A 24,109-nucleotide genomic window follows, 5' to 3' on the forward strand; every position below is an offset into this window, starting at 1 on the left:
CCTCCTTCGGGTATTAGTTGCGAAGCGCTTTGCCCTTGGCAAGCATGTGCTGCATCCGCTGCTGCGTCTTCGGTTCGCCGCAAAGGCTCAGGAACGCCTCGCGCTCGAGGTCCAGCATATATTGCTCGGTGACGAGCGTGTTCGCCGGCACGTCGCCGCCCGCGAGGACATGGGCCAGCTTCTTGGCGATGAGCAGGTCGTGGTCGCTGATGTAGCCGCTCTGGTGCATGCCGAGCGCGCCCATCTTCAGCACCGCTTTGCCGTCCGATCCGACGACGCGGATCTTCTGCGCCCGCGGCGCCTCGTAGCCGGCCTGGGTCAAGCGAATCGCGGCTTGCTTCGCTTCGTAGATCAGGTAGTTCTGGTTCATGATGACCCGGTCGTTGCTTCTCAGATAGCCGAGCCTCCGCGCGTCGTGCGCGCTCGTCGACACTTTGGCCGTGCCGATGTTCATGAACAGCTCGTTGATGTGCGGCTGCAGATCGACCTCCGGATTCGGGTTCGCCTGGCTGAGGCGCAGCGTCAGCTCCTTACAGCCGCCCCCTGCCGGGATCAAGCCAACCCCGACTTCGACGAGGCCGAAATAGGTCTCGGCGTTCAGCGCCATCTCGTCCGCCGGCAAGCACACCTCGACGCCACCGCCGAGCGTCATCCGGTGCGGCGCCGCCACGACCGGCTTCTCGAAGTGCTTCAGCTTCATCATCGTGTCCTGGAACAGGCGGATGATCGCGTCGACCTCATCCCACTCCTCGTCCTGCGCTTCCATCAGCAGCAGCATGATGTTGGCGCCGACGCAGAAGTGGCGTCCTTCGTTGGCGATAATGAGCGAGTCGTAATTCTTCCGCACTTCTTCGACGCTCTGCTGGATCATCATCAGAATGTCCGCGCCGATCACGTTGTTCGGCGAGTGGAACTCGAGCGCCGCCACGCCGTCGCCGACGTCGATCAGGCTCGCGCCGCTGTTGCCGCGAATGACCTTGTTCTGCTCCTTCAGCGCGCGCAGCGAGATGATCTCGCGGGGCTGCTCCACGGCGCGGAACTTGCCTTCGTACGCGTAGGCGACGCTGCCCGCTTCCTTCTGGTAGAACGACTTGTTGCCCGCGGCGATCCAGTCCTTCACCCATGCCGGCACCTGCGTCCCCTCGGCTTCCATCCGCTCGACCGAGCGGACGAGGCCGATCGCATCCCACAGCTCGAACGGGCCGAGCTCCCAGCTGAAGCCCCATTTCATCGCTTTGTCGATATCGACAATCGTATCGGCGATCTCGCCGACCTTCTCCGCCGCGTAGACGAGCGTGAGCTTCACGATTTCCCAAGCGGCTTCCGAATACTTGTCTTTGCCGCCGAGCATCGCCTTCGTCTTCTCCTTGGCGCCTTTGGCCGCCTTGGACGCTTCGAGCGAAGCCGACGCCGGCTTCTTGCCCTTCGCGTACTCCATCGTGCCAAGGTCGAGCGACAGAATCTCGCTGCCCTTCTCGCCTTTTACTTTCTTATAGAAACCGCTGCCCGCCTTCTCGCCGATCCAGCCGCGCGCGACCATGTCCTTGAGCAGCTGGGACGGTTCGAACACCGCTTTCTCCGCTTCGTTGTCGACCTTCTCGAACACGTTGTTCGCGACGTGCACGAAGGTGTCGATGCCGACCAGATCGAGCGTGCGGAACGTCGCGCTCTTCGGCCGGCCCATCGCCGGACCCGTGATCGCGTCGATCTCGTCGACGGTCAGCCCTTTGTCCGCCATGACCTGAAGCGTCGCGAGCAGTCCATACGTACCGATCCGATTGCCGACGAAATTCGGCGTATCCTTGGCGACGACGACGCCTTTGCCGAGCGCGCGCTCGGAGAACGCCGACATGCGGCTTACGATCGCCGGGTCCGTCTTCTCGCCCGGGATGATCTCCATCAGCTTCATGTAGCGCGGCGGGTTGAAGAAGTGGGTGCCGAGGAAATGCGACTTGAACGCGTCGCCGCGGCCTTCGGCCATGGCGTTGATCGAGATGCCCGACGTATTGGAGCTGACGACGATACCCGGCTTCCAGTGCGCTTCGATCTTCTCGAGCAGGCTCTGCTTGACGGCCAGATTCTCCACGACGACCTCGATGACCCAATCCACGTCCTTGATCCGGTGCAGGTCGTCTTCAATGTTGCCCGGCGTAATCCGGGCGACGAACGCGTCGTCGTACAGCGGCGACGGCTTGATGGACGGCAGTTTGGCGAGCGCGCCTGCCGCAAGCCGGTTGCGGACGGCCGGGGATTCGAGCGTCAGCCCTTTCGCTTCTTCCTCCGCGGTTAAGGATTTCGGTACGATGTCGAGCAGCAGGCTCGGAATGCCTGCGTTCGCCAGATGGGCGGCAATGCTCGCGCCCATGACGCCAGAGCCGATAACGGCGGCTTTCGAAATTTGTGCTGCCATGCGGATAATCCCTCCTGAAATGGTAGTTGGTAGGTTGCCGCCTCCCCCATCCCCCTCCGCCGCAATGCTGTCAGGTTAAGAAGGGCTGCGGCCCTTTGACCCATTTTTGTGGCTCCCTCCTCCCACCTCCTCCGCCGAGGAGGCTCCAAAGCCTATGCTTCCGAAGTGCGCTTTCCGATGGAAAACGCTTAGGGCTTTGCCCTCTGGACTCCCTCGTTCGAGCTGGGACGTTTGTTCGCGGTAGGCGGATGGTACAAGGTTGGCACGCTGTTGTCCTGTCGGACAAAGCTTACTTGGGTTTTGAAGTCCGTCCTACGACATTTGCATGTGCGTAAGCCGTTCAACTATAGCTACAGCTGGCTTCACCAGCCGTTTTCCTTAATCTAGAAAAATTGCCTGCAAGGGCCCTCGTCGCAGCGCCTTACGCCGCGCCGAACACCGCCTGCTCCAAAATCTCCGCCACGTCGCGCGCCTTCACGCGGTCGTCGGCGTCCTTCAGCTTCGTGCCGTCCTCGAGCATCGTCAGGCAGAACGGGCACGCGCTGCTGATCATCGTCGGGTTCACCTCCAACGCCTGCTCGGTGCGGGCGAGGTTGACCCTTTTGCCGGCCGTCTCTTCCATCCACATCATGCCGCCGCCGGCGCCGCAGCACATGCCGTTCTCGCGCGTTCTGGCCATCTCGACCAGCTCGACGCCTTGTATCGCACGCAGGACATCCCGCGGTTGATCGTATACATTGTTGTAGCGCCCAAGGTAGCAGGAATCGTGGTACGTAATGCGTTCTTTGACGGCATGCTTCGGCGTCAGGCGCCCTTCCTTCAGCAGCTGGTCCAGCAGCTGCGTATGGTGAAGCACTTCCACCCCCTCCAGCCCGAATTCGGGATATTCGTTCTTCAGCGTATTGAACGTATGCGGACATGCGGTCACGATGCGGCGCACGCCGTACTTCTGGAACGTCTCGATATTCTCGGCGCACAGCTGCTGGAACAGCATCTCGTTACCCATCCGCCGCGGCGTGTCGCCGGAGTTCTTCTCCTCGTTGCCGAGAATCGCGAAGTTGACGCCCGCTTCGTTCAGCAGGCGGACGAACGCGCGGGATACTTTGCGGGAACGGTTGTCGTACGAGCCCATCGAGCCGACGAAGAACAGGATGTCGAAATCCGGATTCTCGCGCACCGTCGGCACCGGGATGCCGCCGATCTCGCCGGTCCACTTGCCGCGGTCGGCGCGGCTGATGCCCCATGGATTGCCCTGGCGCTCGATGTTCTGCATGGCGCGCTGTCCTTCATGCGGCACGCTGCCCTCCATCAGGACGAGGTGACGGCGCAGGTCAATGATCTTGTCGACGTGCTCATTGCCGACCGGGCATTGGTCCTCGCAGTTGCGGCACGTCGTGCACGCCCAGATCTCCTCCTCGGTCATGACGTCGCCGATGAGCGACATCTCCTCCGGCTTCTTCTCCGACGGCTGCCACGTCTTCTTCTGCCAATCCATCGTCGGGCTAATATTCGTAATGCCCTCGGTCTCCCAGGCCGGCATCGTCTCCGTCGCGCCGTCGGACATGCTGTGAGCGCTTCCAATTGGAAACGCGAATTCCGGCATCCACGGGGACTTGCTCGTAATCGCCGCGCCCTTCTCCGTGAGATGGTCGCGCAGCTTGACGATCATATGCATCGGCGAAAGCACCTTGCCGGTGTTCGAGGCCGGGCATACGTTCGTGCATCGTCCGCATTCCACGCAGGCATAGAAGTCGAGCATCTGTTTCTGCTTGAAGTCTTCGATTTTGCCAACGCCGAACGATTCCGCCTCTTCGTCCTCAAGATCGAGCTTGCTCAGCTTGCCGACCGGCTCCACGCGGCCGATGAAGATGTTGACCGGCGCGGTGATGAGGTGAAAATGCTTCGACTGCGGCACGTACACCAGGAACGTCAGCAGGATGAGCAGATGCGCCCACCAGAAGATGAAAAACAGCGCCTTCGCCGCCGTGGCCGACAACCCCGCCGCAGCCGCCGCGATGAGCGACGATACCGGCGCGTAGCCGGATGCTTCATGCCCCATCCAGACGCGGTGAAAGCCGAGCGACAGGATAAGCGTCAGCATCAGCGTCGAGATAAGGATGAGGACGATGGCGGGCTTCAGCCCCTTCTTCAGCCGGGACAGCTTCTCGCCATAGCGGCGGTACGCCGCGTAGCCCGTCGCCAGCAGGATGAGCAGCACCGTGATCTCCTGCGTCAGCCCGAACACGCTGTAGCCCGGGATCGGCAGCGGCTCTCCCCCGGACAGGCCGGTATAGATGAGATCGAGCGCGCCGAACTGCAAAATAATGAAGCCGTAGAAGATGACCAGATGCATGATGCCGCTTCGCTTATCTTTGAGCAGCTTCGTGTGTCCGAACGCCTGAGCGAGCAGGTCGTTCACCCGGCTGCGCCAGTCGAACGGCTTCTCCGGCGGCTTGCCCAGCTTGATGTACAGGTAGCGGTGGTAGACAGCCTTATAGAACAACGAAAGGGCGTACCCGACCACCAGAAGGAATGAAACGTAAAGCAGCACAGACAACAGCATGAGCACCCAACCTTTCTTCAGACTCTTTTGTAAGCCTTTACATTTACAATGTTTAAAAAAGGAATCTCCTGCATACCCCATTCGCGTATACGGCCATTCCTTTCATGACCGACATGCCTGCATCCAGATAAAAAGAAGCGATTCACCCTCGTTCGTTCCTCCAGCGCGTGCTGCCGTAAAACTTATGCGGATAACATTGACAACGTCCCGCATATTTCATAAGATGGATTCAAGTAAATGAATGACCATTCATTCAGTTTCTGGTTAGATCTTAACACCGAGGTGCGATTCATGACAAGTAAAAAAATGAATAAATTTGAATTGATCCTCGATGCTGCCGTCAAAGTATTCGCCGAGAACGGCTACCACGGCTCCCAAGTATCGAAGATCGCCAAGGAAGCCGGCGTGGCGGACGGTACGATCTATTTATATTTCAAGAATAAGGAGGATATCCTCGTTTCCTTATTCCGCGAACGCTTGGGCGAGCTTGTCGGCAAGTTCGAAGCCTCCGCCCGGGAGTCGGCCACCGCCGACGAAGCGCTTCGCCGCATTTGCGAGCTTCATTATACGGAGCTGGAGCGAAATCCGACGCTCGCCTACGTAACGCAGATCGAGCTGCGTCAGAGCTCGCTTGAGCTGCGCAAGTCGATCGGCCAGGCGCTCAAGCCCTACATCGACTTGATCGAGAACGTGCTCGTGAAGGGCATGGACGAAGGCACGTTCCGCGCCGGGCTGGACGTGAAGCTGACCCGCCTGCTCATCTTCGGCGCGATGGACGAGGTCGTCACCTCCTGGCTGATCTCCGGCCGCAAGTATTCGCTGTCCGCGCAGATCGAGAATACCGTCTCGTTCTTCCTGCGCGCCCTGAAGCCTTAATTCATCCTAATCTTCAATTCGAGAGGAGCATGTCAGATGAATGTCGTCGTACTGCTGAAGCAAACGTTTGACACGGAGGAAAAAATCGTCGTTAGCAATGGAGCCGTATCCGAGGATGGCGTCAAGTTCGTCATTAACCCGTACGACGAGTACGCGGTCGAGGAAGCGATCCGCCTGAAGGAAGAGAGCGGCGCAAGCAGTGTGACCGTGCTGTCCGTAGGCCCTGCCCGCACCGCTGAAGCGCTGCGCACGGCGCTCGCGATGGGCGCCGACGAAGCGGTGCTGATCGAGGACGACCGCATTCCGCAAGACGAGTACGCCGTCTCGGTCGTGCTGGCCGCCTATCTGAAGCAGCAATCGGTCGACGTGATCCTCGGCGGCAACTTCTCCGTGGATACCGGCGGCTCGCAGGTGGCCGTCCGCCTGGGCGAGACGCTCGGCATTCCGCATGTCTCCTCCATTACGAAGCTGTCGGTGAGCGGCGGATCCGCCAGCGTCGAGCGCGACGCCGAAGGCGATCTGGAGCGGGTCGACGTGCAGCTGCCTGCCGTGTTCACCGCGCAGCAAGGGCTGAACGAGCCGCGTTATCCATCCCTGCCGGGTATTATGAAGGCGAAGAAGAAGCCGTTCAAGCAGCTGACGCTCGACGATATCGGCGTCTCTGCGGGAGACCTCGAAGCGAAGACCGCGCGCCAATCGCTGTCCCTGCCGCCGAGCCGCCAAGCCGGCCAAATCCTGTCGGGCGATCTCGCCTCCCAGGCCGCGAAGCTGGTCGAGCTGCTCCGCACCCAGTCCAAAGCCATTTAATCCGGACGATTCCAAGGGAGGAACCTTAAGATGAGCAAAACGTTTCTGATCGTAGCAGAGCACCGTGACGGCAAGCTTCGTCAGGTCACTTTGGAAGCGCTTCAAGCGGCGGCGAGAAGCGCGCAGGACGGCGACTCGATCCATGCGGCGCTGCTCGGCGGCAGCCTGGACGCGCTGGCTTCGGAGCTGGCGACCTATCCGCTCGCCAAAGTGCACGTTATCGAGAACGATAGCCTGAACGCTTATAATCCTGAAGCCTACGTACGCGCGCTGACCCCGCTGCTCGACGCGCTGAAGCCGGACGGCTTGTTCCTCGGCCATACGGCGATCGGCCGCGACCTCGCGCCGGCGCTCGCCGCGAAGCTGTCGGCCGGCCAGCTGTCCGACGTGACCGCGATCGACCAAGAAGGCGGCGAGGTCGTCTTCACCCGTCCGATCTACGCGGGCAAGGCGATCGAGAAGAAGACATTCCGCGCCTATCCGTGGGTCGTGACGGTTCGCCCGAACAACATTCCGGCGGCCGAAGCGGCTGGCGGCGGAGCGGCAATCGAGAAGCACGCCGCGGCATCGGCGGCCGACCTGCGCACCGTCGTGCGCGACGTCGTGCGCAAGACGTCCGGCAAGGTCGATCTGACTGAGGCGAAGGTCATCGTCTCCGGCGGACGCGGCGTGAAGAACGCGGACGGCTTCAAGCCGCTCGAGGAGCTCGCCGACCTGCTCGGCGGCGCGGTCGGCGCCTCGCGCGGCGCGTGCGACGCGGGCTACTGCGACTACGCGCTGCAGATCGGCCAGACCGGCAAGGTCGTCACGCCGGAGATCTACATCGCCTGCGGCATCAGCGGCGCCATCCAGCACGTCGCCGGCATGAGCGGCTCGCGCATTATCATCGCGATCAACAAGGATCCGGAGGCGCCGATCTTCCAGCTGGCCGACTACGGCATCGTCGGCGACCTGTTCGAGGTCGTGCCGCTGCTGACGCAGGAATTCCGCAAGGTACTGGCGTAAAGCGAGCATAGGCACGGCGATAGGAAGGAAAGAGAGCACGTTAGCAGAGGGACTCGGTCTCCTGCTTGCGTGCTCTCTTCGGCTTGTGCGTGTGACGGTCTAGTCCATGGCAGCTTGCTGCGTCAGTGCCGTAACCAGGTTGCGCAGCGACGACGAGATAGTGGTGTCCGTCACGCTGCCATCCGCTCCGATGATCCTACTGACGAATGGAACCGCGATTGCTGCTTTGTCCGGGATGGCTGCGCTCATCATCTGCAGCGTTAATGTAAGCGAATGGAGCGCGGTAGAGCCGCCATCCGGGTGCGGAGAAGCGCTTAAGACGGCTGTCGGCTTATGCATGAACTCACCGGAGGATACGACCCAGTCCAGCGCGTTCTTTAATGAACCCGGCACGCCTCGCGCATATTCCGGCGTACAGATCACGCACGCATCCGCCGCTCTTAATTCCTCCCTCCATTCTCGCACGGCCTCATCTAATTGAGCTTCGTCACCATCTAAATCCGGACTGAAATGCGGTAGAGTCGCGAGTCCTTGATACATTCGAAACTCCGTACCGGGCGGCATCATGCTTCCGATCGAAGAAAGCAGCCGTGTGTTAGAGGATTGCATGCGTAAACTTCCGGAGATACCAAGCACGACCATGGTTCGTTGCTGCATGTATTCACCCTCTTTCCATCACGATACCTATATGATACACCCTGACATTAGTGTCACGGTCAATCGGATGATCCCTCCAAGGCTCGTAGTCCTCTCAGATTTAGCGCGGAGATGCGTTTTGTTGATATTCCCGTGACCCCTCTTCCGCCTCGAAGCCAACCGCCATGGCGATGAGCGCGATTCCGTTCAGTGCCGGAACGAGCATAAACCATCTCCCCGCCCCGCCCAGTATGACGCCAAGCAGGAAGGGGACGTTCAGAAGCAGCGATAGACCCATGAACACCGGGTGACGGGTAAGCGCGAATAGGGAGGCTAGCAGCGCAATCGGCACGAGCAGCCCGATGACGCCCACGACATCTTGCCCTTCTTCCCGGAACTCTGCCTGTAACCGCAGGCAGACGATGACCGCACAGATGATGGCCGCTAAACCAAAGCTCACGGCCATGCCGTAGACATAAGAGCGTTTCATGCGCTAAACCTCCTTTTCTCCTCAGCTTGCCCATTTAACGTCGAGCACAACGGCAGCACAAGCGCGCAAGCCTGCCTTTAGGCGCGCCGGGGCCTGCTGCTTCGCCTCCGTCAGCAGCCTCTAGCGTCAATAGCGGGCTCATAAACAACCTTCCGCCTCTCCCCACCCGCCTCCTTCAAAAGCAAACAACCCGCCGGGTCCATCCCGGCGGGTCATTCTTTCATAATACTCGCAACCTACATGAGCGGCTTGGCTTACTTCGCCGCTTCCACGACAGGGAACCAGCCCGGCGTATGAATGATCGCCTGCCAAAGCGGATCCGGCACGACCAAGCGTTCCTGATCATCCTTCGTCAGCGTCGTGGCGATATCCGCCTCGCGGCCTTCCTTCACTTTGCGCACCCAATCCGGCTCGATGATGAGCTCGCGGCCGAGCGCGACGAGCGGCGCGCCCGTCTCGATGGCCTTGATCGCGTCGTCCGGCGTCTTGATGGAACCGACGCCCATGACCGGCACGCGGCCTGCCACACGATCAAGAATCCAGGCGAGACGGGATTTGCTCTCGTCGGCGCCGCGGCGCGGCTTGGAGTCGTACTCCATTAGCGACACGTGCAGGTAATCCAGCTCTTCCGCCGACAGCGCGTCGAGCAGACGGAACGTCTCCTCCATCGTAATGCCCGGCGTCTCCTGTTCTTCCGGCGAGAACCGGTAGCCGATCGCGAACGGCTGCTTCGCATGTTCAGCCACGACGCGCTTCACTTCCCGTACGACGGCCAGCGGGAATGCCAGGCGATTCTCGAGATTACCGCCCCAGCGGTCTTCGCGGCGGTTCGAATGCGGGGAGAAGAACTGCTGGATCAGGTAGCCGTTCGCGCCGTGGATCTCGACGCCGTCATAGCCGGCAGCGATCGCGCGTCGCGTCGTTTCGCCGAAGTCGCGAATGATCGATTCGATCTCCGCATCGGTCAGCTCGCGCGGCGTTACGCCCGGATTCTGATCCGAGCCGACCGCGCTAGCGCTGACCACGTCGCCATTGGGCACAAGCGCCGGCGGAACTTGACGGCCGCCATGGAAGATCTGCAGAATCGCCTTCGCGCCCTTGGCTTGAATCGCCTTCGCCAGACGGGACAGACTTGGAATAAATTCGTCTTTATGGCCGGCGAACTCGCCTTGGAAGCCTTTGCCGTTCTCGGTCACGTACGTGCACGCCGTAATGACGAGACCGACGCCGTCGGATCTACGCTCATAATAGCTCACCTCGGCATCCGTCACGTTGCCGTGCTCGTCACTGGAGAAGTTCGTCATCGGCGCCATAACCAGACGGTTGTTCAGCTCTACGCCGCTCTTGAAGCGGAAGCTCTCGAAAAGGGGTTGGTACGTTGGATTCATGGTTGAATATCGCTCCTTCTATATCGATCGCGGGCAAGTGCGCCCGTTGTTCCTTACTGGTAACGCGGAAGGTCGAGCCGATTGCGTGCTGCGCGGAAACCCGCCTGGCCGACGCGCGGCGCGTCTTGGCGACCGCCCTGCTTTAATCTGGCCGAAAGTTCCTGAAACCATGCCACGTCCTGAGTCGCGAGCGCGAGATCGATCAGATCCGCGATTTGCCCCGCGTCTTCCGTCTCCGCGAACGGCATGTCTTTCAGCCAGTGCTCGCGCATCATGACCCCTTTGCCGATGACCGCTTCGTTATCGGATTGAACCACGTGGACTTTCGCGACCGCTTCCGCCTCGTGGATGGCGACGATGAAGCCCTGAATCAGCTCGCCGTTCTCCGCTCGCCCTTGCACCCAATCGCTCATTTCGAATCTCATACTGAACACCACCCTCGTTTAGAGTCGGAAACCAAAACTGTAACAAATTTTATTACACTTCTGTGATGAAAAAGATGAGTTTCATCAGCCGATTACCGCCCATCACTATAACTATATATTTAATAGTTACCCTAATAATATGAGTTTAAAACGTTTTTGTCAACTGGTTCCTTGCATCGAAGTTCGACTTGGGGTTGGCACTAGCATTCGTTCGCCTTCAAACCCGCCCCTTTGACTCGTCTCCTACAAAGGATTACCCATCGCGTACTCTGATGTAATCGATCCAGCTCAACATCCTCCGGTACCCTGACAGTCTGTTGTCAGGGAAGGCGGTCTATAATGGAGATAACACGATCACCAAGAAGGGGGCATTCCGAAATGGACTACGTCGCAGCCGGCGCGCCGCAATCGACTCACGCTAACCGCATCTTATCCACTCGAGAGCTCAATCGCACTCTCCTGAGCCGACAGCTCCTGCTTCGGCGAGCCGAGATGCCCGTATTGGACGCGCTCGAGCATCTGGCCGGCATGCAAGCCCAGAATCCGTATCCGCCCTATTACGGGCTATGGTCCCGGCTGACCGATTTTCAGCCCGAACATTTAGCCGAACGGCTGTTGGACCGCAGCGCCGTGCGTATCGTGCTCATGCGCGGCACGATTCACCTGGTAACGGCCCAAGATTGCCTCAGGATGCGCCCGCTGACACAGCCCGTGCTGGAGCGCTGGCTGCAGGGTTCGGTCCTCAAGCAGCTCGAAGGGGTCGATCTGGACGAACTCGAGTCGGCCGGCCGCGCGCTCGTGGAAGAGAAGCCGCGCACCTTCAGCGAGCTCGGTATCCGGCTTGGCGAACGCTGGCCAGGCTATTCCGCCGATGCGTTGACCGGCGTTATTCGCTGCCGGCTGCCGCTCGTGCAGATCCCGCCACGCGGCATTTGGGGAGAAGGCGGGCTGGCCGTTCATACGACGGCGGAGTCATGGATCGGCGAACCGCTGGCCGAAGACGCCTCCCTGCCCTCGCTGATCATGCAATACTTGACCGCGTTCGGCCCGGCTTCCGTGAAGGACGTTCAGGTCTGGTCCGGCCTGACCCGGATTCAGGCAGCCATCGAGCAGCTGCGGCCCTATCTGCGCACGTACCGGGATGAAGCCGGCCAGGAGCTATTCGATGTCTTGGAAGCGGAACTCCCCGACCCGGATACGCCGGCCCCGGTCCGGTTTCTCGGCGAATTCGACAATATGCTGCTCGCTTACCACGACCGCTCGCGGATCATGAACGCGTCGATCAAACCTCGGGTGTTCACGAAGAATGGCATTATCCGGGCGGCCGTATTGGTCGACGGGTTCGTGCGCGGCATATGGTCCATCGAAGAGCGCAAAGGCACGGCGACACTAACGGTCGAGCTGTTCGGCCCGATATCCGATACGGAGAAGCAAGACATGGAGGAGGAAGGCTGGCGGCTGCTCCAATTCGCGGCGCCGGATGCGGCGCATCACGATATTCAGCTGTATTTGCCGTAAGTCAGACCGACGGGGCCCAGCGAACATATAGGGAAAAGGCGATGGATAACCGCCATGCATGCCGGTCATCCAATCGCCTTTTTGGCCTGATATTCGATTCGCATTCCTCTTCCGAGCCGTATGGTCGGCCCGTTACCCCTTCAGTTTCGCGATGACCGCTCTTGCCGCCTGCAAGGTCGATTGCGGATTTTGGCCCGTGATCAGGCTGCCGTCCACCTCGACGTGATCCGCCCAATCGGAAGCCGCCACGAACTCCGCGCCCGCTTGGCGCAGCTCGGTCTCCAACAGGAACGGCATGGCTGCGTCCAGACCGGCCGCCTTCTCTTCCGAATCGGTAAAGGCGGTCAGCCGTTTGCCTTCGACAAGGGGCTTCCCGTCGGCGCGGGTGGCGCGAATTAGACCCGCTGGCCCGTGGCAGACCGCAGCCACGATTTTGCCGCTCTCGTAGAATTCGCGAAGCAAGCGCTGCAGCTGCTTGTTATCCGGCAAATCGAACATCGTGCCATGACCGCCCGGCAGGAAAATCGCGTCGAAACTAGCCGCATCCACTACATCCAGCGTGACGGTCCGCTCGAGGAACCGGCGCGTCTCCAGCAGTTCCGGCTCGACATCGCCTAAGCTGCTCGGATCGATTGGCGTTTGGCCGCCGAGCGGGCTCGCGACCGTAACCGCATAGCCTTCCCGGGTAAAGGCCAGATACGGTTCCGCGAACTCGGACAGCCAAAGGCCCGTCTCCTTGTCCTCGTTAATGCGGTTGGCGGACGTAACGACGATCAATATATGTTTTGTCATTTCAATCTCTCTCCTTCTATGCTTCTTGTTTTGGCGCTACAGGGCAATTATAAGCAGAGCGATTCAATAAATCTAATTATATAAATTGCGTGTTATTATAAATATTTTTATAATAAAAGACAGTCCTAACGTCAGGAGCTGGAGAAACGAATGGTCGATTTCGAGTGGTACCGCAGCTTCATCGCGATCTACAGGCACAACTCCGTCTCCGAAGCGGCGAAGACGCGGATGATGACCCAGCCGGCGATGAGCCAGCATTTGGCCGCGTTGGAGGCCGAGATCGGGGAACCGCTGTTCGCGCGCGTCTCCCGCCGACTTGTCGCGACGGAGCGAGGCAAGGCGCTTTACTCCCGGCTTGCCCCCTTGATGGAATCGCTGGAGGACACGACCGCCCACCTCAAATCCGCGTCGCGGCCAGCCGCCGGCGTCGTCCGGATCGGCGCCTCGCTCGAGTACTTTCACGAATGCATCCTGCCCAAGCTGGCGGACACTCCGTTCCATACGGTAGCCCAATTCGGGACGGCCGACCAGCTGCTTGAGCTGATGCAAGAGGACGCGGTCGAGCTGATCGTCACCTCCAAGAAATACGCCGAGCCCGGAATCGAGTACGAGAAGCTCGCCGAGGAAACGTTCGCGATCGTCGCGCCGGCGCGGATGACCGTGCCGGAGCTGGAAAATCTAAAGGAGATCGAAGCGTGGCTAGCCGCGCAGAACTGGATTTCGTACGGCGCCGAGCTGCCGATCATCCGACGGTTGTGGCGCGCGCATTTCAAGCGGCGTCCAATCCTTCAGCCGGTTCACGTCATCCCCAATCTCCACGCCATTCGCAGAAGCGTCGAACGCGGAGCGGGGATCAGCATTTTGCCGACCTATATGCTGCAAGACGCGGGAACGGACGTGCACGTCCAGCTCGTCTTCGAGAAGCTTACGGTAAGCAACGAGCTGCTGATCGGCTACAAGAGCAAACGCAAACACGATCCCAAGCTCCGCGAGCTGATTGCCTTAATCGGCGAGCAAGGGATCTAAGACATGGGAGGGAGGATACGCGAGATGAGCAAACAAAAGGACAATAACGACAAGGAGCTGGCCTTCCTGAAGGAGCAGCTCGGATTGGACAACCCGTCGCCGGACGAGCTGCGCACCGCGCTCAAGGAGTTGGCTTCCCGTAAAGTCATTTCGAATTTCAGCATAAAAAGCAACAAGGAATAACCTTGTTGCTTTTTTGTATCAACACTATTGGTAGTGGTGGAAATCTCCGTTTACGACAGCCGATACACCGCGAACGGCTCTTGATGCCGGAACGGCGCGCTCAGCTTGTCCAATTCGGCCAGCGTCGCCTCGTCCAGCGCAAGCGCGGCGCTCGCTCCGTTCTCGGCGAGCTGCTCCGCCTTCGTCGCGCCGACGATCACCGTCGCGACGGCCGGCCGGCTCATGAGCCAAGCGAGCGACAACGCGCCAGGCGTCGTGCCGATCTCCGCAGCCAACGCGCTAACCCGGCGTCCAAGGGCGATCCGGTCCTCGCTCAGGAATTTGGCGAAATGGGGGTTCGTGTCCACCCGCGAACCGGCCGGCACGTCGTCGGCCGAAGCGTATTTGCCGGTCAGAATGCCGCCCGCCAGCGGAAAGTACGGGATGATGCCCACGCCTTGATCCAGGCAGAGCGGCAGCAGCTCGTTCTCCGGCGTACGATCGGCCAGCGAGTAGCTCGTCTGGGTCGAGACGTAACGGTTCAAGCCCAGACGGTCGCTGATCCCAAGCGCCTTCATCAGCTCCCATGCGGCGTAGTTCGAGGCGCCGATGTAGCGCACTTTGCCCGCGCGTACCATGTCGTCGAGGGCGCGCAGCGTCTCCTCGAGCGGCGTATCCGGATCGAACGTGTGAATCTGGTACACGTCCACGTAATCCGTCCGCAGCCGTCTCAAGCTCGCTTCCAGCTCGCGCTGGATATGGTAGCGCGACGAGCCGCGTTCGTTCGCGCCTTCGCCGCGCGGCAATCCCGCTTTGGTTGCCAGCACCGCCTCGTCGCGTCGGCCTTGCAGCGCGATCCCGATAATCCGCTCCGATTCCGTCCCCGCATAGATGTTGGCCGTATCGATAAAATTGATCCCCATATCCAGCGCTTGATGAATCACTTCGATTGACGTCTTCTCGTCGGCGCGCCCGCCGAAGGCGTTCGTGCCGAGCCCGAGCGCCGATACTTTCAATCCGCTGGCGCCTAGTTTCCGATACTGCATCGTGGCTTCACTCCTCTATGTCTCTGCCCGTTGGTTGGCACGTCATTATTAATGCGGGAAGAGGCGCAGGACCTGATGTCCGGCGCCTTCTTCCATTCGATTGCACGCCCGATGCTCCATCACCCGCGCAGCCCAGCCGCTCTCGCCGCTGCCGTATTCCCCGTAAGCGACGCCAACGTCTCGTCCAGCTGGGCGAGCAGCTTCGGCTTCTCCCACGGCCCTCCGCCGGTGGCCAGATCCTGACGAATCAGCCCCAGCATCCAGAGAGAGAACACGACCGCCGCCGCGTAGTAATCCGCCCGGAGCGCCGAAGCGTCCAGCGATTGGCCGAGCCGGATCGCTTCCTCCGCATACGCGTCCAGCGCCTTCTCCCGCCAGTTCAAGCCGGACGGACGAGGATGCAGCGGGTGCGACAGGTCGATCAAATGATACAAGTCCCACGTACGGTAATTCCAATGCGCATGCTCCCAGTCGAGGATGTACAATTCGCCGCGAACGCGCGCGTAATTGCCGACATGCAGATCGCCGTGCGAGAACACGAGCGGCTCGTCCGGCGCCCGCCAGCCGGCCGCGATCCGAAGCGCGTCGCCGATCTCGGCTTGCGCCAAGCCGCGCTCCAGGAGGAATGCCTGAAGCGGCGCCTGTCGCTCTCCCACTTCCGCGGCCATCTCCGAGAGGAGCGGCTTCTGCCCCCGAAGCGGCAGCGGATCGATCGGCCGATGCGGAAGCGAGTGCCACCAGGCCACGCGCCGCGCGGCTTCTTCCACGAGGGTCGGGTCATGCGGGTGCGTCAGCTCGCCCAAGTCCTCGAACAGCAGCCATGCCGCGCCCTCGTCCGCCTCGTCGGTCCATGCGCGCGCCAGCCTCGGATAGATCGGCGGGAACGCGGCAAGCATCCGCTCGTACACCATGCGCTCCCGTCCATCGCCGCCTTCGGGCTTCAAAATATAGCGCGCGCCATCCGAGCCGACGACCCTTTCGATGCGCCGGTTGCCCAGCCCGACGTAGATCGTACTTCGCTGCTTAAAATCCGATTGCCGCATGCCGAACGCCTCCGACTTCCCTGCTTGCTATTACGCATTCCTTTCTCCATGCAAAAAAAGCCACCGCTCGTTCCCGCGCCTATATCCGCGCGCTCAGCCCGCCCGATACCTCGTGCGGCACGTATGGCTCCTCGAGCGCGGCGATTTCCTCCGCGGTCAGCCGCAGCGACAGCGCCGCGACCGCGTCGTCGAGATGGTGCGGCTTCGTCGCGCCGACGATCGGGGCGGCCACCGGCTGTTTCTGGAGTACCCAGGCGAGCGCCACCTGCGCACGCGGAACCTCGCGAGCCGCCGCGATTTCGGCGACGCGCTCCACGACCTTGCGGTCCGCTTCGGCCGTCTTCGCATACAGCGTTTTGCCGAACTCGTCGGTCTGCGAACGCTGCGTTGCTTCGCCCCACTCCCGGGTCAGCCGTCCTCGCGCCAACGGGCTCCACGGAATGAGCGATACGCCTTCCTCGAGACACAGCGGAATCATCTCCCGCTCCTCCTCCCGGTAGAGCAGGTTCAAATAATTCTGCATGGAGACAAAGCGCGTCCAGCCGCGGCGCTCCGCCGTATGCAACGCCTTCTGGAACTGCCACGCATACATGGAAGACGCGCCGATGTACCGGGCTTTGCCCGCTTTGACCACGTCATGCAGCGCCTCCATCGTCTCCTCGATCGGCGTGTTCGGATCCCACCGGTGAATTTGGTACAAATCCACGTAGTCCGTGCCGAGCCGGCGCAAACTATTGTCGATCTCGCTCAGAATCGCTTTGCGCGACAAGCCCGCCCCGTTCGGACCCGGATGCATCCGTCCGTGCACCTTGGTCGCGATGACGACCTCGTCCCGCTTGGCGTAATCCTTCAGCGCCCGCCCGACAACCTCTTCGCTCGCGCCCGACGAGTAGATGTTGGCCGTATCGAAAAAATTAATCCCGTATTCCAGCGCTCGCTTGATGAAAGGACGGCTCTGCTCCTCGTTCAGCACCCATGAGTGCGCGCCCCGTCCCGGATCGCCGTAGCTCATGCAGCCTAAGCAAATCCGCGATACGTCGAGTCCCGTTGAACCCAGTTTTACGTAATCCATCTGTTCGCCCGCCTTCCTACTTCCGTTATTTTCCTCCCTATCATAACGCATATTCCTAGAAGGGGGCAAAAGAGGAAAACCGCGCAAACGGCCTTTGCGCGGCATGGTTATGGCGGCGATACGATTGTCCTTGGGTACGCGAGGCGTCGTCGCCCACGGGGCGTTCGGAAGCGAGCTTGTTGCAGCGCGCTCCCTCGGAATGGGCCCCCCCGTGACTTCGGATAATCGGAAGCCCGGAATCGGACCAAGGACAGTCTCGCCCTCGGCCCGACGGACTCGGACCCGCCTATCGGCTCCCGCTTCCCGCTGCTTCCGCCCGCACCGCCGCAACAAGCTCCCGCTCCAGCTCCTCCTCATAGTCCCGTCGCTGCTCGGGCGTATATCGCAGCTTATCCGCCATGGCCCGAATGACCGCGCCTTTATGCTTGCGAACCGAAGCGATGTCGAAGAACAAGGCCCCCGTCCGGCGAATGAGAAAATCGACCGGCTTCGCCGCGCGCTCGAATTCGATCGCGTAATGAAGCGCCGCGTACAGCATGGGCGGCATGCCGTAACGCGCCGCCTGCACCTTGGCGGTCGGCATCGCGCCGATGATCGCCGCGGCGTTCGTCCCATATCGGCGCGCCAGCCATATCGCTTCGTCCGGGTCCACGCCCGCCTGCAAGCCGAGCTCCGCCATCTCGCTCAGGAAGGCAGGGAATCGCGCCGACCCCCCCATGTCGCCGCCGGATATCGGCATCGTCCGGGTTTGGCACGGCCCGAACTTCCCCGCGCCTTCGACGGCCAGCTCCTTCGCGATCCGGTCCGTCACCGTCTCGGCCATTTTCCGGTAGCCGGTCAGCTTGCCGCCCGCGATGGTGATCATCCCGGACGGGGAATGGAAAATCTCGTCCCGCCGCGACACCTCGGACGGGGATTTGCCCGCCTCGTAGATGAGCGGGCGCAGGCCCGCCCAGCCGGACTCCACGTCGTAGGCGGTCAGCTTCAAATCGGGGAACATGAAGGCGCACGCTTTCAGCACGTAATCGCGGTCCGCTTCGCTAATGCGGGGATGTGCCGGATCGCCCTCGTAATCGGTATCCGTCGTGCCGACGTACGTCTTGCCGTCCCGCGGGATCGCGAACACCATGCGGCCGTCCGGCGTATCGAAGTATACCGCCTGCCGCAGCGGGAACCGCTGTCCGTCGAAGACGAGATGCACCCCTTTGGTCAACCGCAGCGTCTTGCCCTGCTTGGACCCGTCAAGCTCCCGCAGCGCGTCGACCCAAGGACCGGCGGCGTTGACGATTTTGCGCGCCCGCACCGTGTACGTCCCGCCCCCTATTGCGTCCGCCGCTTCGATGCCGACGAGCCGTCCGTCCTCGTAGAGCAGCTTCGCCGCTTTCGCATAATTGACGAGGTCCGCGCCGGCCTCGGCCGCTTTTTTGAGCACCTCGATCGTCAGCCGCGCGTCGTCCGTCCGGTATTCCACGTAATAGCCGCCGCCCTTCAGCCCGGTGCGCTTCAGCAGCGGCTCCTTGCCGAGCGTCTCTTCGCGGCTCAGCATCGTTCTGCGCTCCGCGTGCTTCACCCCGGCCAACCGGTCGTATACGCGCAGCCCCAGCGACGTCGAGGCTTTGCCGAACGTGCCGCCTTTGTAGATCGGCAGCAGCATCCGCTCCGGCGTCGTCACGTGCGGGCCGTTCTCATAGACGACGGCGCGTTCCTTGCCCACCTCGGCCACCATCCGCACTTCCAGCTGCTTCAAGTAGCGGAGCCCGCCGTGCACCAGCTTCGTCGACCGGCTCGACGTCCCCGCCGCAAAATCCTGCATCTCCACCAGCGCCGTCTTCATCCCCCGGGTTTGCGCGTCGAGCGCGATGCCCGCCCCCGTAATGCCGCCTCCGATAATAAGCACATCGTATTCGGTCTCCTGCATCCGCCGCAGCGTCTCCTCCCGGTCTGCCGCATGCCACCTGCCCATCGGAACCGCCCCTTTCGCCGGATTGTCGCCCGCTCTCGAGCGGACGGATCTCGTTCGTCTTCCAACCTTCTCCTTATATATACCGAAAAAGCTCCAAACCGTTCCTTCCGCCGAGCCGCGTCTAGAAAGTTTGAAGCTTCTGGGTGATAGGCGCCGACATGATGGAGCTAGCGCGCAGCCATTGCTTGTCCCATGAGAGGCAAAGGGGATAGTGGGCCGCAGCCCGCTATCGAATACGCCATCATCGCCCCGCCGGTTGTCGGCGATCGCCTGGCGGTCCGGCCCGAAGAGCGACGTCTCCCCCGCCGCCTACTTGAACGCCATCGCCGCACGGACCGCCTTCTGCCAGCCGGCGTACAACGCTTCGGCTTCCACGCGCGGCATCGCCGGGGCATACACCCGCTCCACGCGCCGGTTGTCGGCGATCGCCTGACGGTCCGGCCAGAAGCCGACGGCGAGCCCCGCCAAGTACGCTGCCCCGAGCGCCGTCGTCTCGCCGACGGCCGGCCGCTCGACCGAGACGCCGAGCAGGTCGCTCTGGAACTGCATGAGCAGCTCGTTGCGCACAGCGCCGCCGTCGACGCGCACGCCCGCGAGCGCAAGACCCGCGTCGGCCTGCATCACATCGAGCACGTCCCGGCTCTGGTACGCGAGCGACTCCAGCGTCGCCCGCACGAAGTGCTCCTTCTCCGTGCCCCGCGTCAGCCCGAACACCGCGCCGCGCACGTCGCTGTCCCAGTATGGCGTGCCAAGGCCGACGAACGCCGGCACAACGTACACGCCGTCCGCAGACGTCACGCGCGACGCGTACATCTCGCTGTCTCCTGCCGACTTCAGCATCCGCAGCCCGTCGCGCAGCCATTGGAGCGCGGCCCCCGCGACGAACACGCTGCCCTCCAGCGCGTACTCCACCTTGCCGCCGATGCCCCAGGCGATCGTCGTGAGCAGCCCGTGCTTGGAGGCGATCGCCTGCTCGCCCGTGTTCATGAGCATGAAGCAGCCCGTGCCGTACGTGTTCTTGACCATGCCCCGCTCGAAGCACGCCTGGCCGAAGAGCGCGGCCTGCTGGTCGCCGGCGATGCCCGCGATCGGCACGCTGTGCCCGAAGAAATGATGATCGACAATCATCCCGTACACCTCGGACGATTCCCGCACCTCCGGCAGCATCCCGCGCGGAATGTCCAGCACGGCCAGCAGCTCGTCGTCCCAGCACAAGTCGTGAATGTTGTACAGCAGCGTGCGGGAAGCGTTCGAATAGTCGGTGACGTGAACGTCGCCCCCGGTCATTTTCCAGACGAGCCATGAATCGATCGTCCCGAACAGCAGGTCGCCCCGCTCCGCCCGCTCGCGCGCTCCTTCCACGTGATCGAGCATCCACCTCACCTTCGTGCCGGAGAAATACGGATCGATCAAGAGGCCCGTTTTGCGCCGAAACAACGCCTCATGCCCATCCGCCTTGAGCGCCTCGCAGATCTCGCCGCTCTGCCGCGATTGCCAGACGATCGCGTTCATGATCGGCTTGCCCGTATGGCGGTCCCAGACGACCGTCGTCTCGCGCTGGTTCGTAATGCCGATCGCCTCGATTGTCTCCGGGCCCACGCCCGCGTTGGAGAGCGCGCCGGCCATGACGCTGAGCACCGATACCCAAATATCGCCGGCGTTGTGCTCCACCCAGCCCGGATTCGGGTAAAATTGCTGAATTTCCTGCTGCGCCGAACCGACGATGCCGCCCGTCTCGTCGAAGACGATCGCCCTCGTGCTCGTCGTGCCTTGATCGATCGCCATAATGTACGTCTGCTTCAACCCGGATTCCTCCTCCGCCGTGTATGAATACGCTTTCCCTCCATTATAGCCCAGCCACCGGAACGGAAGAAAGCAAGGACTCTGCCGGCAACCCGCGGCGCTTCTCGAAATTGCTTTTTCAATCCGCCCACTTTGGGTACAAAATAAGGTATACTTAGCGAGAATTACCGGCATTTATCCCCCTCATTAGCCAAGGAGGCTGCCATTCCATGAGTCACCCTGACGAACAGGCTTGGTTTCAGCAATCGTATCGCCGGGCCCCGTTCGGGATCGGCGTTTTTAGTGCGGAGGAAGGACGGTGGCTGCGCGCCAACCCCGCGTTGTGCCGGCTGCTCGGCTACGGCGAAGGTGAATTGGCCGTGATCGCCGAGGCGGACCTGACCCATTCGGATGACCCGACCCTGACGCATTTTCTCTTGTCCGGCGGCAGTTCGGATGCACCCGACGCTGATGCGGATGCGGACGCGCCGCTAACCTTACATAAACGCTATGTGCACAAGAACGGCTGCATCATATCGGTGACGCTGCATCTATCCCTATTGGAAGAAAACCGCTCAACCGATCGGTCCCGCTATTTGGTGCAAATGATCGATATGACGGCGCAGCTGCAGCGCGAAGAGCAGCTGCGCGTGAGCGAATACAAACATCGGCTGGTCACGGACGTGTCGCTCGATTGGATTTCCCGGCACAAAACCGACGAGCATGCCACCATCACCTACTCCTCCCCATCTTGCCGGGCGTTCTTCGGCTATACGCCGGAAGAGATGATCGGCCACAGCGCGATCGCCGGGGTCCATCCGGACGATCTGGAGCATGTGCGGGCCTTTCTGGCCGAAATCGTGCACACGCAAGGCAGCCGCGTGATTTTCCGCTATCGGCATAAAGATGGCCATTATGTGTGGCTGGAGTCGGCCAGCCGATATACGTTCGACGCGAACGGCGACGTAGACGAGATCATCGCGGTGTCCCGGGACATTACGGAGCGCATTCGCGCCAACCAGCTGCTGCAGGAGAGGGAACAGAAGTACAAATCGCTGTTCGATCATAATCCGGCCGCGGTCTATTCGATGAATATGAACGGCGATTACTTGACGGCCAATCCGAATCTCGAGAAACTGACCGGCTACACGCTGGATGAGCTGATCGGCATGTACTGGGGACCGATCGTCGCGGAGAAAGATCTGGCCAAGACGCAGCACCATTTCAATCTCGCCAAGCAAGGCATGCCGCAAAGCTACGATTTGACCATCATCCACAAGGATGGGCATCTGGTGGAGATTAATTCCACCAACATCCCGATCGTGGTCGACTCCGAGGTCGTCGGCGTATTCGGCATCACGACCGATATTACCGAGCGCCAGCGGTACATCGAGCAGATCGAGAAGCTGAGCACAAGCTATACGCTCATCCTGAACGCCGTATCCGAGGGCATCTTCGGCCTCGACACCGAGGGTAACACGATGTTCGTCAACCCGGCCGGAGCGGCGATGCTCGGCTTCGAGCCTTCGGAGCTGATCGGCAAGCCGTACCGCGGCATCCTGCAAGAGCCTTATTCGAATGCGCCGCAGCTCCTTGACGGGGAGGACGCTATTTTCCGGGTCATCCAGAGCGGCCGCACGTACCACAACAAGGAATCCGTCATGTGGCGCAAAGACGGGTCGAGCTTCCTCGTCGAATATCAGGTCACCCCGATGACGGACAAAGGCGAGGTCAAAGGCGCCGTCGTCGTCTTCCGGGACAAGACGAGCGAGCACGAAATTTTGCGCGCCAAAGAATCGGCCGAACGCGCGGACCAGGCCAAGTCGGAATTCCTCGCCGTCATGAGCCACGAAATCCGCACGCCGATGAACGGGGTCATCGGCATGACCGAGCTGCTCGCGGATACCGCGCTCGACGAGGAGCAGCGCGGCTACGCGGACATGATTCGGCAGAGCGGTGACGCGCTCATGCGCATCATTAACGAAATACTCGATTTCAGCAAGATCGAAGCCGGCAAAATGGAACTGATCGACGAGCCGCTCTCCGTCCGCGATGTCGTGGAAAGCGCCGCTTCGCTATTCGCCCCCCGGGCGGCCGAGCGCGGCATCGGACTCGATTGGCGGTTCGACGAACGCATCCCGGCTCTGGTCATCGGCGATGAAGGCAAACTGCGGCAAATTATCGTCAACTTGCTCGGCAACGCGATCAAGTTCACCGAGCATGGCGCCGTCCAGATCAGCGTCTCCATGCACGAGCCTGCCGAACCGCACCGGCTCTATATCGAATTCACGGTGACCGACACCGGCATCGGCATTCCGCCCGACAAACAGCAGCTGCTGTTTCAATCTTTTACCCAGCTTCATCCGGCCATCAACCGCAAGTACGGCGGGACGGGACTGGGATTGGCCATCTGCAAAAAGCTCGTCGAGCTGATGGGCGGCCTGATTACGGTCAGCAGCAAGGAATGCGAAGGCTCCGTCTTCAGCTTCACGGTACCGTTCGGCCTGCCTTCGCATGAGGCGAGCGCCGGCGCGGAATACGCGCTGCCGGTCGGACGGCTGGAGCAAGGCGCCGAAAGCCAAGCAGCGGCTAACGCTGCGCTCGCCCATACCCCGGGCCTCGCGGCTTCCGCAGCGCGGACACGGCCCGCGGACTCGCCTTCCGGCCCGCTTCGCCTGCTCGTCGTCGACGACGTGCCGGTGAACCGGATGCTGCTCGCCACCTTGCTGCGCAAGCTCGGCTGCGAGCCGGATTCGGCGGAGAACGGCGCCGAAGCGATCCGAATGGCGGCCGCCGGCTCGTACGATATCGTCTTCATGGACCTGCAAATGCCGGTCATGAACGGATTCGAAGCTGCCGAGAAGATCCATCGGATGTTCGACGAAGCGGATCGCCCCGTCATCGTCGCCGTCACCGCCTATGCGCGGCGGGAAGACCGCGATCGCTGCTTGGCGGCCGGCATGCAGGATTTCATCAGCAAGCCGGTGTTCGCCCAGGAGGTCGAGCGCGTCGTCAAGCAATGGGCGCCGCGAACCCCGAAGCAAGAGCGATAAGCGCGCCGGTTCCGTATACCCTCGACAGCGGCGTCCTCCGGGCCGGCCGCGT

General features: G+C 61.5%; 19 protein-coding genes. 7 read left to right on the plus strand and 12 right to left on the minus strand.

The annotated features are described in order from the left end of the window. Positions 1 to 13: 13 nt before the first annotated feature. On the minus strand, positions 14 to 2,410 hold the full coding sequence (locus tag ACFSKT_RS15275) for a 3-hydroxyacyl-CoA dehydrogenase/enoyl-CoA hydratase family protein (RefSeq protein WP_377721837.1): 2,397 nt from the start codon (positions 2,408 to 2,410) through the stop codon (positions 14 to 16). Positions 2,411 to 2,831: 421 nt separating this feature from the next. Next, on the minus strand, positions 2,832 to 4,973 hold the full coding sequence (locus ACFSKT_RS15280; RefSeq protein ID WP_377721838.1) for a (Fe-S)-binding protein: 2,142 nt from the start codon (positions 4,971 to 4,973) through the stop codon (positions 2,832 to 2,834). A gap of 291 nt (positions 4,974 to 5,264) precedes the next feature. Between ACFSKT_RS15280 and ACFSKT_RS15285 the strand changes: the two genes are divergently transcribed. The 3 genes from ACFSKT_RS15285 to ACFSKT_RS15295 are packed head-to-tail and all read left to right on the plus strand — an operon-like array spanning position 5,265 to position 7,661. After that, the gene (locus ACFSKT_RS15285) at positions 5,265 to 5,849 is read left to right on the plus strand and encodes a TetR/AcrR family transcriptional regulator (RefSeq protein WP_148932537.1); all 585 of its coding nucleotides are present in this window, start codon (positions 5,265 to 5,267) and stop codon (positions 5,847 to 5,849) included. Positions 5,850 to 5,885: 36 nt separating this feature from the next. Beyond that, positions 5,886 to 6,656 (plus strand): electron transfer flavoprotein subunit beta/FixA family protein, encoded by a 771-nt coding sequence (locus ACFSKT_RS15290; protein ID WP_377721839.1) that lies wholly within the window; start codon positions 5,886 to 5,888, stop codon positions 6,654 to 6,656. A 30-nt stretch (positions 6,657 to 6,686) separates the two neighbouring features. Further along, positions 6,687 to 7,661: an electron transfer flavoprotein subunit alpha/FixB family protein gene (locus ACFSKT_RS15295; protein WP_377721840.1), complete on the plus strand. Its 975-nt coding sequence runs from the start codon at positions 6,687 to 6,689 to the stop codon at positions 7,659 to 7,661. 99 nt (positions 7,662 to 7,760) lie between these two features. Here the strand turns inward: ACFSKT_RS15295 and ACFSKT_RS15300 are convergent, their stop codons facing one another. The 4 genes from ACFSKT_RS15300 to ACFSKT_RS15315 all read right to left on the minus strand — a co-directional run bounded on the left by ACFSKT_RS15300 (position 7,761) and on the right by ACFSKT_RS15315 (position 10,600). Continuing rightward, positions 7,761 to 8,318, minus strand: coding sequence for an NADPH-dependent FMN reductase (locus tag ACFSKT_RS15300; RefSeq protein ID WP_377721841.1), 558 nt, complete (start codon positions 8,316 to 8,318; stop codon positions 7,761 to 7,763). A gap of 100 nt (positions 8,319 to 8,418) precedes the next feature. Continuing rightward, positions 8,419 to 8,787, minus strand: coding sequence for a hypothetical protein (locus tag ACFSKT_RS15305; RefSeq protein ID WP_377721842.1), 369 nt, complete (start codon positions 8,785 to 8,787; stop codon positions 8,419 to 8,421). Between the two features lie 254 nt (positions 8,788 to 9,041). Then, positions 9,042 to 10,175, minus strand: a complete 1,134-nt coding sequence (locus ACFSKT_RS15310; protein ID WP_377721843.1) for an NADH-dependent flavin oxidoreductase — start codon at positions 10,173 to 10,175, stop codon at positions 9,042 to 9,044. Positions 10,176 to 10,228: 53 nt separating this feature from the next. Next, complete coding sequence (locus ACFSKT_RS15315; protein WP_377721844.1) at positions 10,229 to 10,600, minus strand: hypothetical protein; 372 nt, start codon at positions 10,598 to 10,600, stop codon at positions 10,229 to 10,231. A 378-nt stretch (positions 10,601 to 10,978) separates the two neighbouring features. On the opposite strand from ACFSKT_RS15315, the gene ACFSKT_RS15320 reads away from it, so the two are divergent. Beyond that, positions 10,979 to 12,118 (plus strand): winged helix DNA-binding domain-containing protein, encoded by a 1,140-nt coding sequence (locus tag ACFSKT_RS15320; protein WP_377721845.1) that lies wholly within the window; start codon positions 10,979 to 10,981, stop codon positions 12,116 to 12,118. Between the two features lie 132 nt (positions 12,119 to 12,250). Here the strand turns inward: ACFSKT_RS15320 and ACFSKT_RS15325 are convergent, their stop codons facing one another. Further along, positions 12,251 to 12,910 (minus strand): type 1 glutamine amidotransferase domain-containing protein, encoded by a 660-nt coding sequence (locus tag ACFSKT_RS15325; RefSeq protein WP_377721846.1) that lies wholly within the window; start codon positions 12,908 to 12,910, stop codon positions 12,251 to 12,253. Positions 12,911 to 13,060: 150 nt separating this feature from the next. Between ACFSKT_RS15325 and ACFSKT_RS15330 the strand changes: the two genes are divergently transcribed. Both ACFSKT_RS15330 and ACFSKT_RS15335 read left to right on the plus strand, forming a co-directional pair. Next, positions 13,061 to 13,936 carry a LysR family transcriptional regulator gene (locus ACFSKT_RS15330; protein WP_377721847.1) on the plus strand — a complete coding sequence of 292 codons (876 nt, stop codon included), beginning with the start codon at positions 13,061 to 13,063 and terminating at the stop codon, positions 13,934 to 13,936. A gap of 24 nt (positions 13,937 to 13,960) precedes the next feature. Further along, positions 13,961 to 14,119, plus strand: a complete 159-nt coding sequence (locus ACFSKT_RS15335; RefSeq protein WP_377721848.1) for a hypothetical protein — start codon at positions 13,961 to 13,963, stop codon at positions 14,117 to 14,119. A 50-nt stretch (positions 14,120 to 14,169) separates the two neighbouring features. Here the strand turns inward: ACFSKT_RS15335 and ACFSKT_RS15340 are convergent, their stop codons facing one another. The 5 genes from ACFSKT_RS15340 to glpK form a co-directional block, all read right to left on the minus strand. After that, positions 14,170 to 15,144, minus strand: coding sequence for an aldo/keto reductase (locus ACFSKT_RS15340; RefSeq protein WP_377721849.1), 975 nt, complete (start codon positions 15,142 to 15,144; stop codon positions 14,170 to 14,172). A gap of 119 nt (positions 15,145 to 15,263) precedes the next feature. Next, entirely contained in the window at positions 15,264 to 16,187 is a 924-nt protein-coding gene (locus ACFSKT_RS15345) for an aminoglycoside phosphotransferase family protein (RefSeq protein WP_377721850.1), read from the minus strand. A gap of 79 nt (positions 16,188 to 16,266) precedes the next feature. Next, complete coding sequence (locus tag ACFSKT_RS15350) at positions 16,267 to 17,259, minus strand: aldo/keto reductase (RefSeq protein ID WP_377721851.1); 993 nt, start codon at positions 17,257 to 17,259, stop codon at positions 16,267 to 16,269. A gap of 286 nt (positions 17,260 to 17,545) precedes the next feature. Next, the gene (locus ACFSKT_RS15355) at positions 17,546 to 19,222 is read right to left on the minus strand and encodes a glycerol-3-phosphate dehydrogenase/oxidase (RefSeq protein WP_377721852.1); all 1,677 of its coding nucleotides are present in this window, start codon (positions 19,220 to 19,222) and stop codon (positions 17,546 to 17,548) included. Positions 19,223 to 19,531: 309 nt separating this feature from the next. Beyond that, entirely contained in the window at positions 19,532 to 21,007 is a 1,476-nt protein-coding gene (gene glpK / locus ACFSKT_RS15360; RefSeq protein ID WP_377721994.1) for a glycerol kinase GlpK, read from the minus strand. Positions 21,008 to 21,234: 227 nt separating this feature from the next. Here glpK and ACFSKT_RS15365 point away from each other — a divergent pair, with 227 nt between their 5' ends. Further along, the gene (locus tag ACFSKT_RS15365; RefSeq protein WP_377721853.1) at positions 21,235 to 24,057 is read left to right on the plus strand and encodes a PAS domain S-box protein; all 2,823 of its coding nucleotides are present in this window, start codon (positions 21,235 to 21,237) and stop codon (positions 24,055 to 24,057) included. The last annotated feature ends 52 nt before the right edge of the window (positions 24,058 to 24,109 follow it).

The organism is Paenibacillus xanthanilyticus (assembly GCF_042682185.1).
Taxonomy (GTDB): Bacteria; Bacillota; Bacilli; order Paenibacillales; family Paenibacillaceae; genus Paenibacillus_Z; species Paenibacillus_Z xanthanilyticus.

Excerpts from the sequence above, each read along its gene's own strand:
- ACFSKT_RS15275 (WP_377721837.1), bottom strand. The coding sequence starts at position 2,410 with ATGGCAGCACAAATTTCGAAAGCCGCCGTTATCGGCTCTGGCGTCATG.
- ACFSKT_RS15280 (WP_377721838.1), bottom strand. The coding sequence starts at position 4,973 with ATGCTGTTGTCTGTGCTGCTTTACGTTTCATTCCTTCTGGTGGTCGGG.
- ACFSKT_RS15285 (WP_148932537.1), top strand. The coding sequence starts at position 5,265 with ATGACAAGTAAAAAAATGAATAAATTTGAATTGATCCTCGATGCTGCC.
- ACFSKT_RS15290 (WP_377721839.1), top strand. The coding sequence starts at position 5,886 with ATGAATGTCGTCGTACTGCTGAAGCAAACGTTTGACACGGAGGAAAAA.
- ACFSKT_RS15295 (WP_377721840.1), top strand. The coding sequence starts at position 6,687 with ATGAGCAAAACGTTTCTGATCGTAGCAGAGCACCGTGACGGCAAGCTT.
- ACFSKT_RS15300 (WP_377721841.1), bottom strand. The coding sequence starts at position 8,318 with ATGCAGCAACGAACCATGGTCGTGCTTGGTATCTCCGGAAGTTTACGC.
- ACFSKT_RS15305 (WP_377721842.1), bottom strand. The coding sequence starts at position 8,787 with ATGAAACGCTCTTATGTCTACGGCATGGCCGTGAGCTTTGGTTTAGCG.
- ACFSKT_RS15310 (WP_377721843.1), bottom strand. The coding sequence starts at position 10,175 with ATGAATCCAACGTACCAACCCCTTTTCGAGAGCTTCCGCTTCAAGAGC.
- ACFSKT_RS15315 (WP_377721844.1), bottom strand. The coding sequence starts at position 10,600 with ATGAGATTCGAAATGAGCGATTGGGTGCAAGGGCGAGCGGAGAACGGC.
- ACFSKT_RS15320 (WP_377721845.1), top strand. The coding sequence starts at position 10,979 with ATGGACTACGTCGCAGCCGGCGCGCCGCAATCGACTCACGCTAACCGC.
- ACFSKT_RS15325 (WP_377721846.1), bottom strand. The coding sequence starts at position 12,910 with ATGACAAAACATATATTGATCGTCGTTACGTCCGCCAACCGCATTAAC.
- ACFSKT_RS15330 (WP_377721847.1), top strand. The coding sequence starts at position 13,061 with ATGGTCGATTTCGAGTGGTACCGCAGCTTCATCGCGATCTACAGGCAC.
- ACFSKT_RS15335 (WP_377721848.1), top strand. The coding sequence starts at position 13,961 with ATGAGCAAACAAAAGGACAATAACGACAAGGAGCTGGCCTTCCTGAAG.
- ACFSKT_RS15340 (WP_377721849.1), bottom strand. The coding sequence starts at position 15,144 with ATGCAGTATCGGAAACTAGGCGCCAGCGGATTGAAAGTATCGGCGCTC.
- ACFSKT_RS15345 (WP_377721850.1), bottom strand. The coding sequence starts at position 16,187 with ATGCGGCAATCGGATTTTAAGCAGCGAAGTACGATCTACGTCGGGCTG.
- ACFSKT_RS15350 (WP_377721851.1), bottom strand. The coding sequence starts at position 17,259 with ATGGATTACGTAAAACTGGGTTCAACGGGACTCGACGTATCGCGGATT.
- ACFSKT_RS15355 (WP_377721852.1), bottom strand. The coding sequence starts at position 19,222 with ATGGGCAGGTGGCATGCGGCAGACCGGGAGGAGACGCTGCGGCGGATG.
- glpK (WP_377721994.1), bottom strand. The coding sequence starts at position 21,007 with ATGGCGATCGATCAAGGCACGACGAGCACGAGGGCGATCGTCTTCGAC.
- ACFSKT_RS15365 (WP_377721853.1), top strand. The coding sequence starts at position 21,235 with ATGAGTCACCCTGACGAACAGGCTTGGTTTCAGCAATCGTATCGCCGG.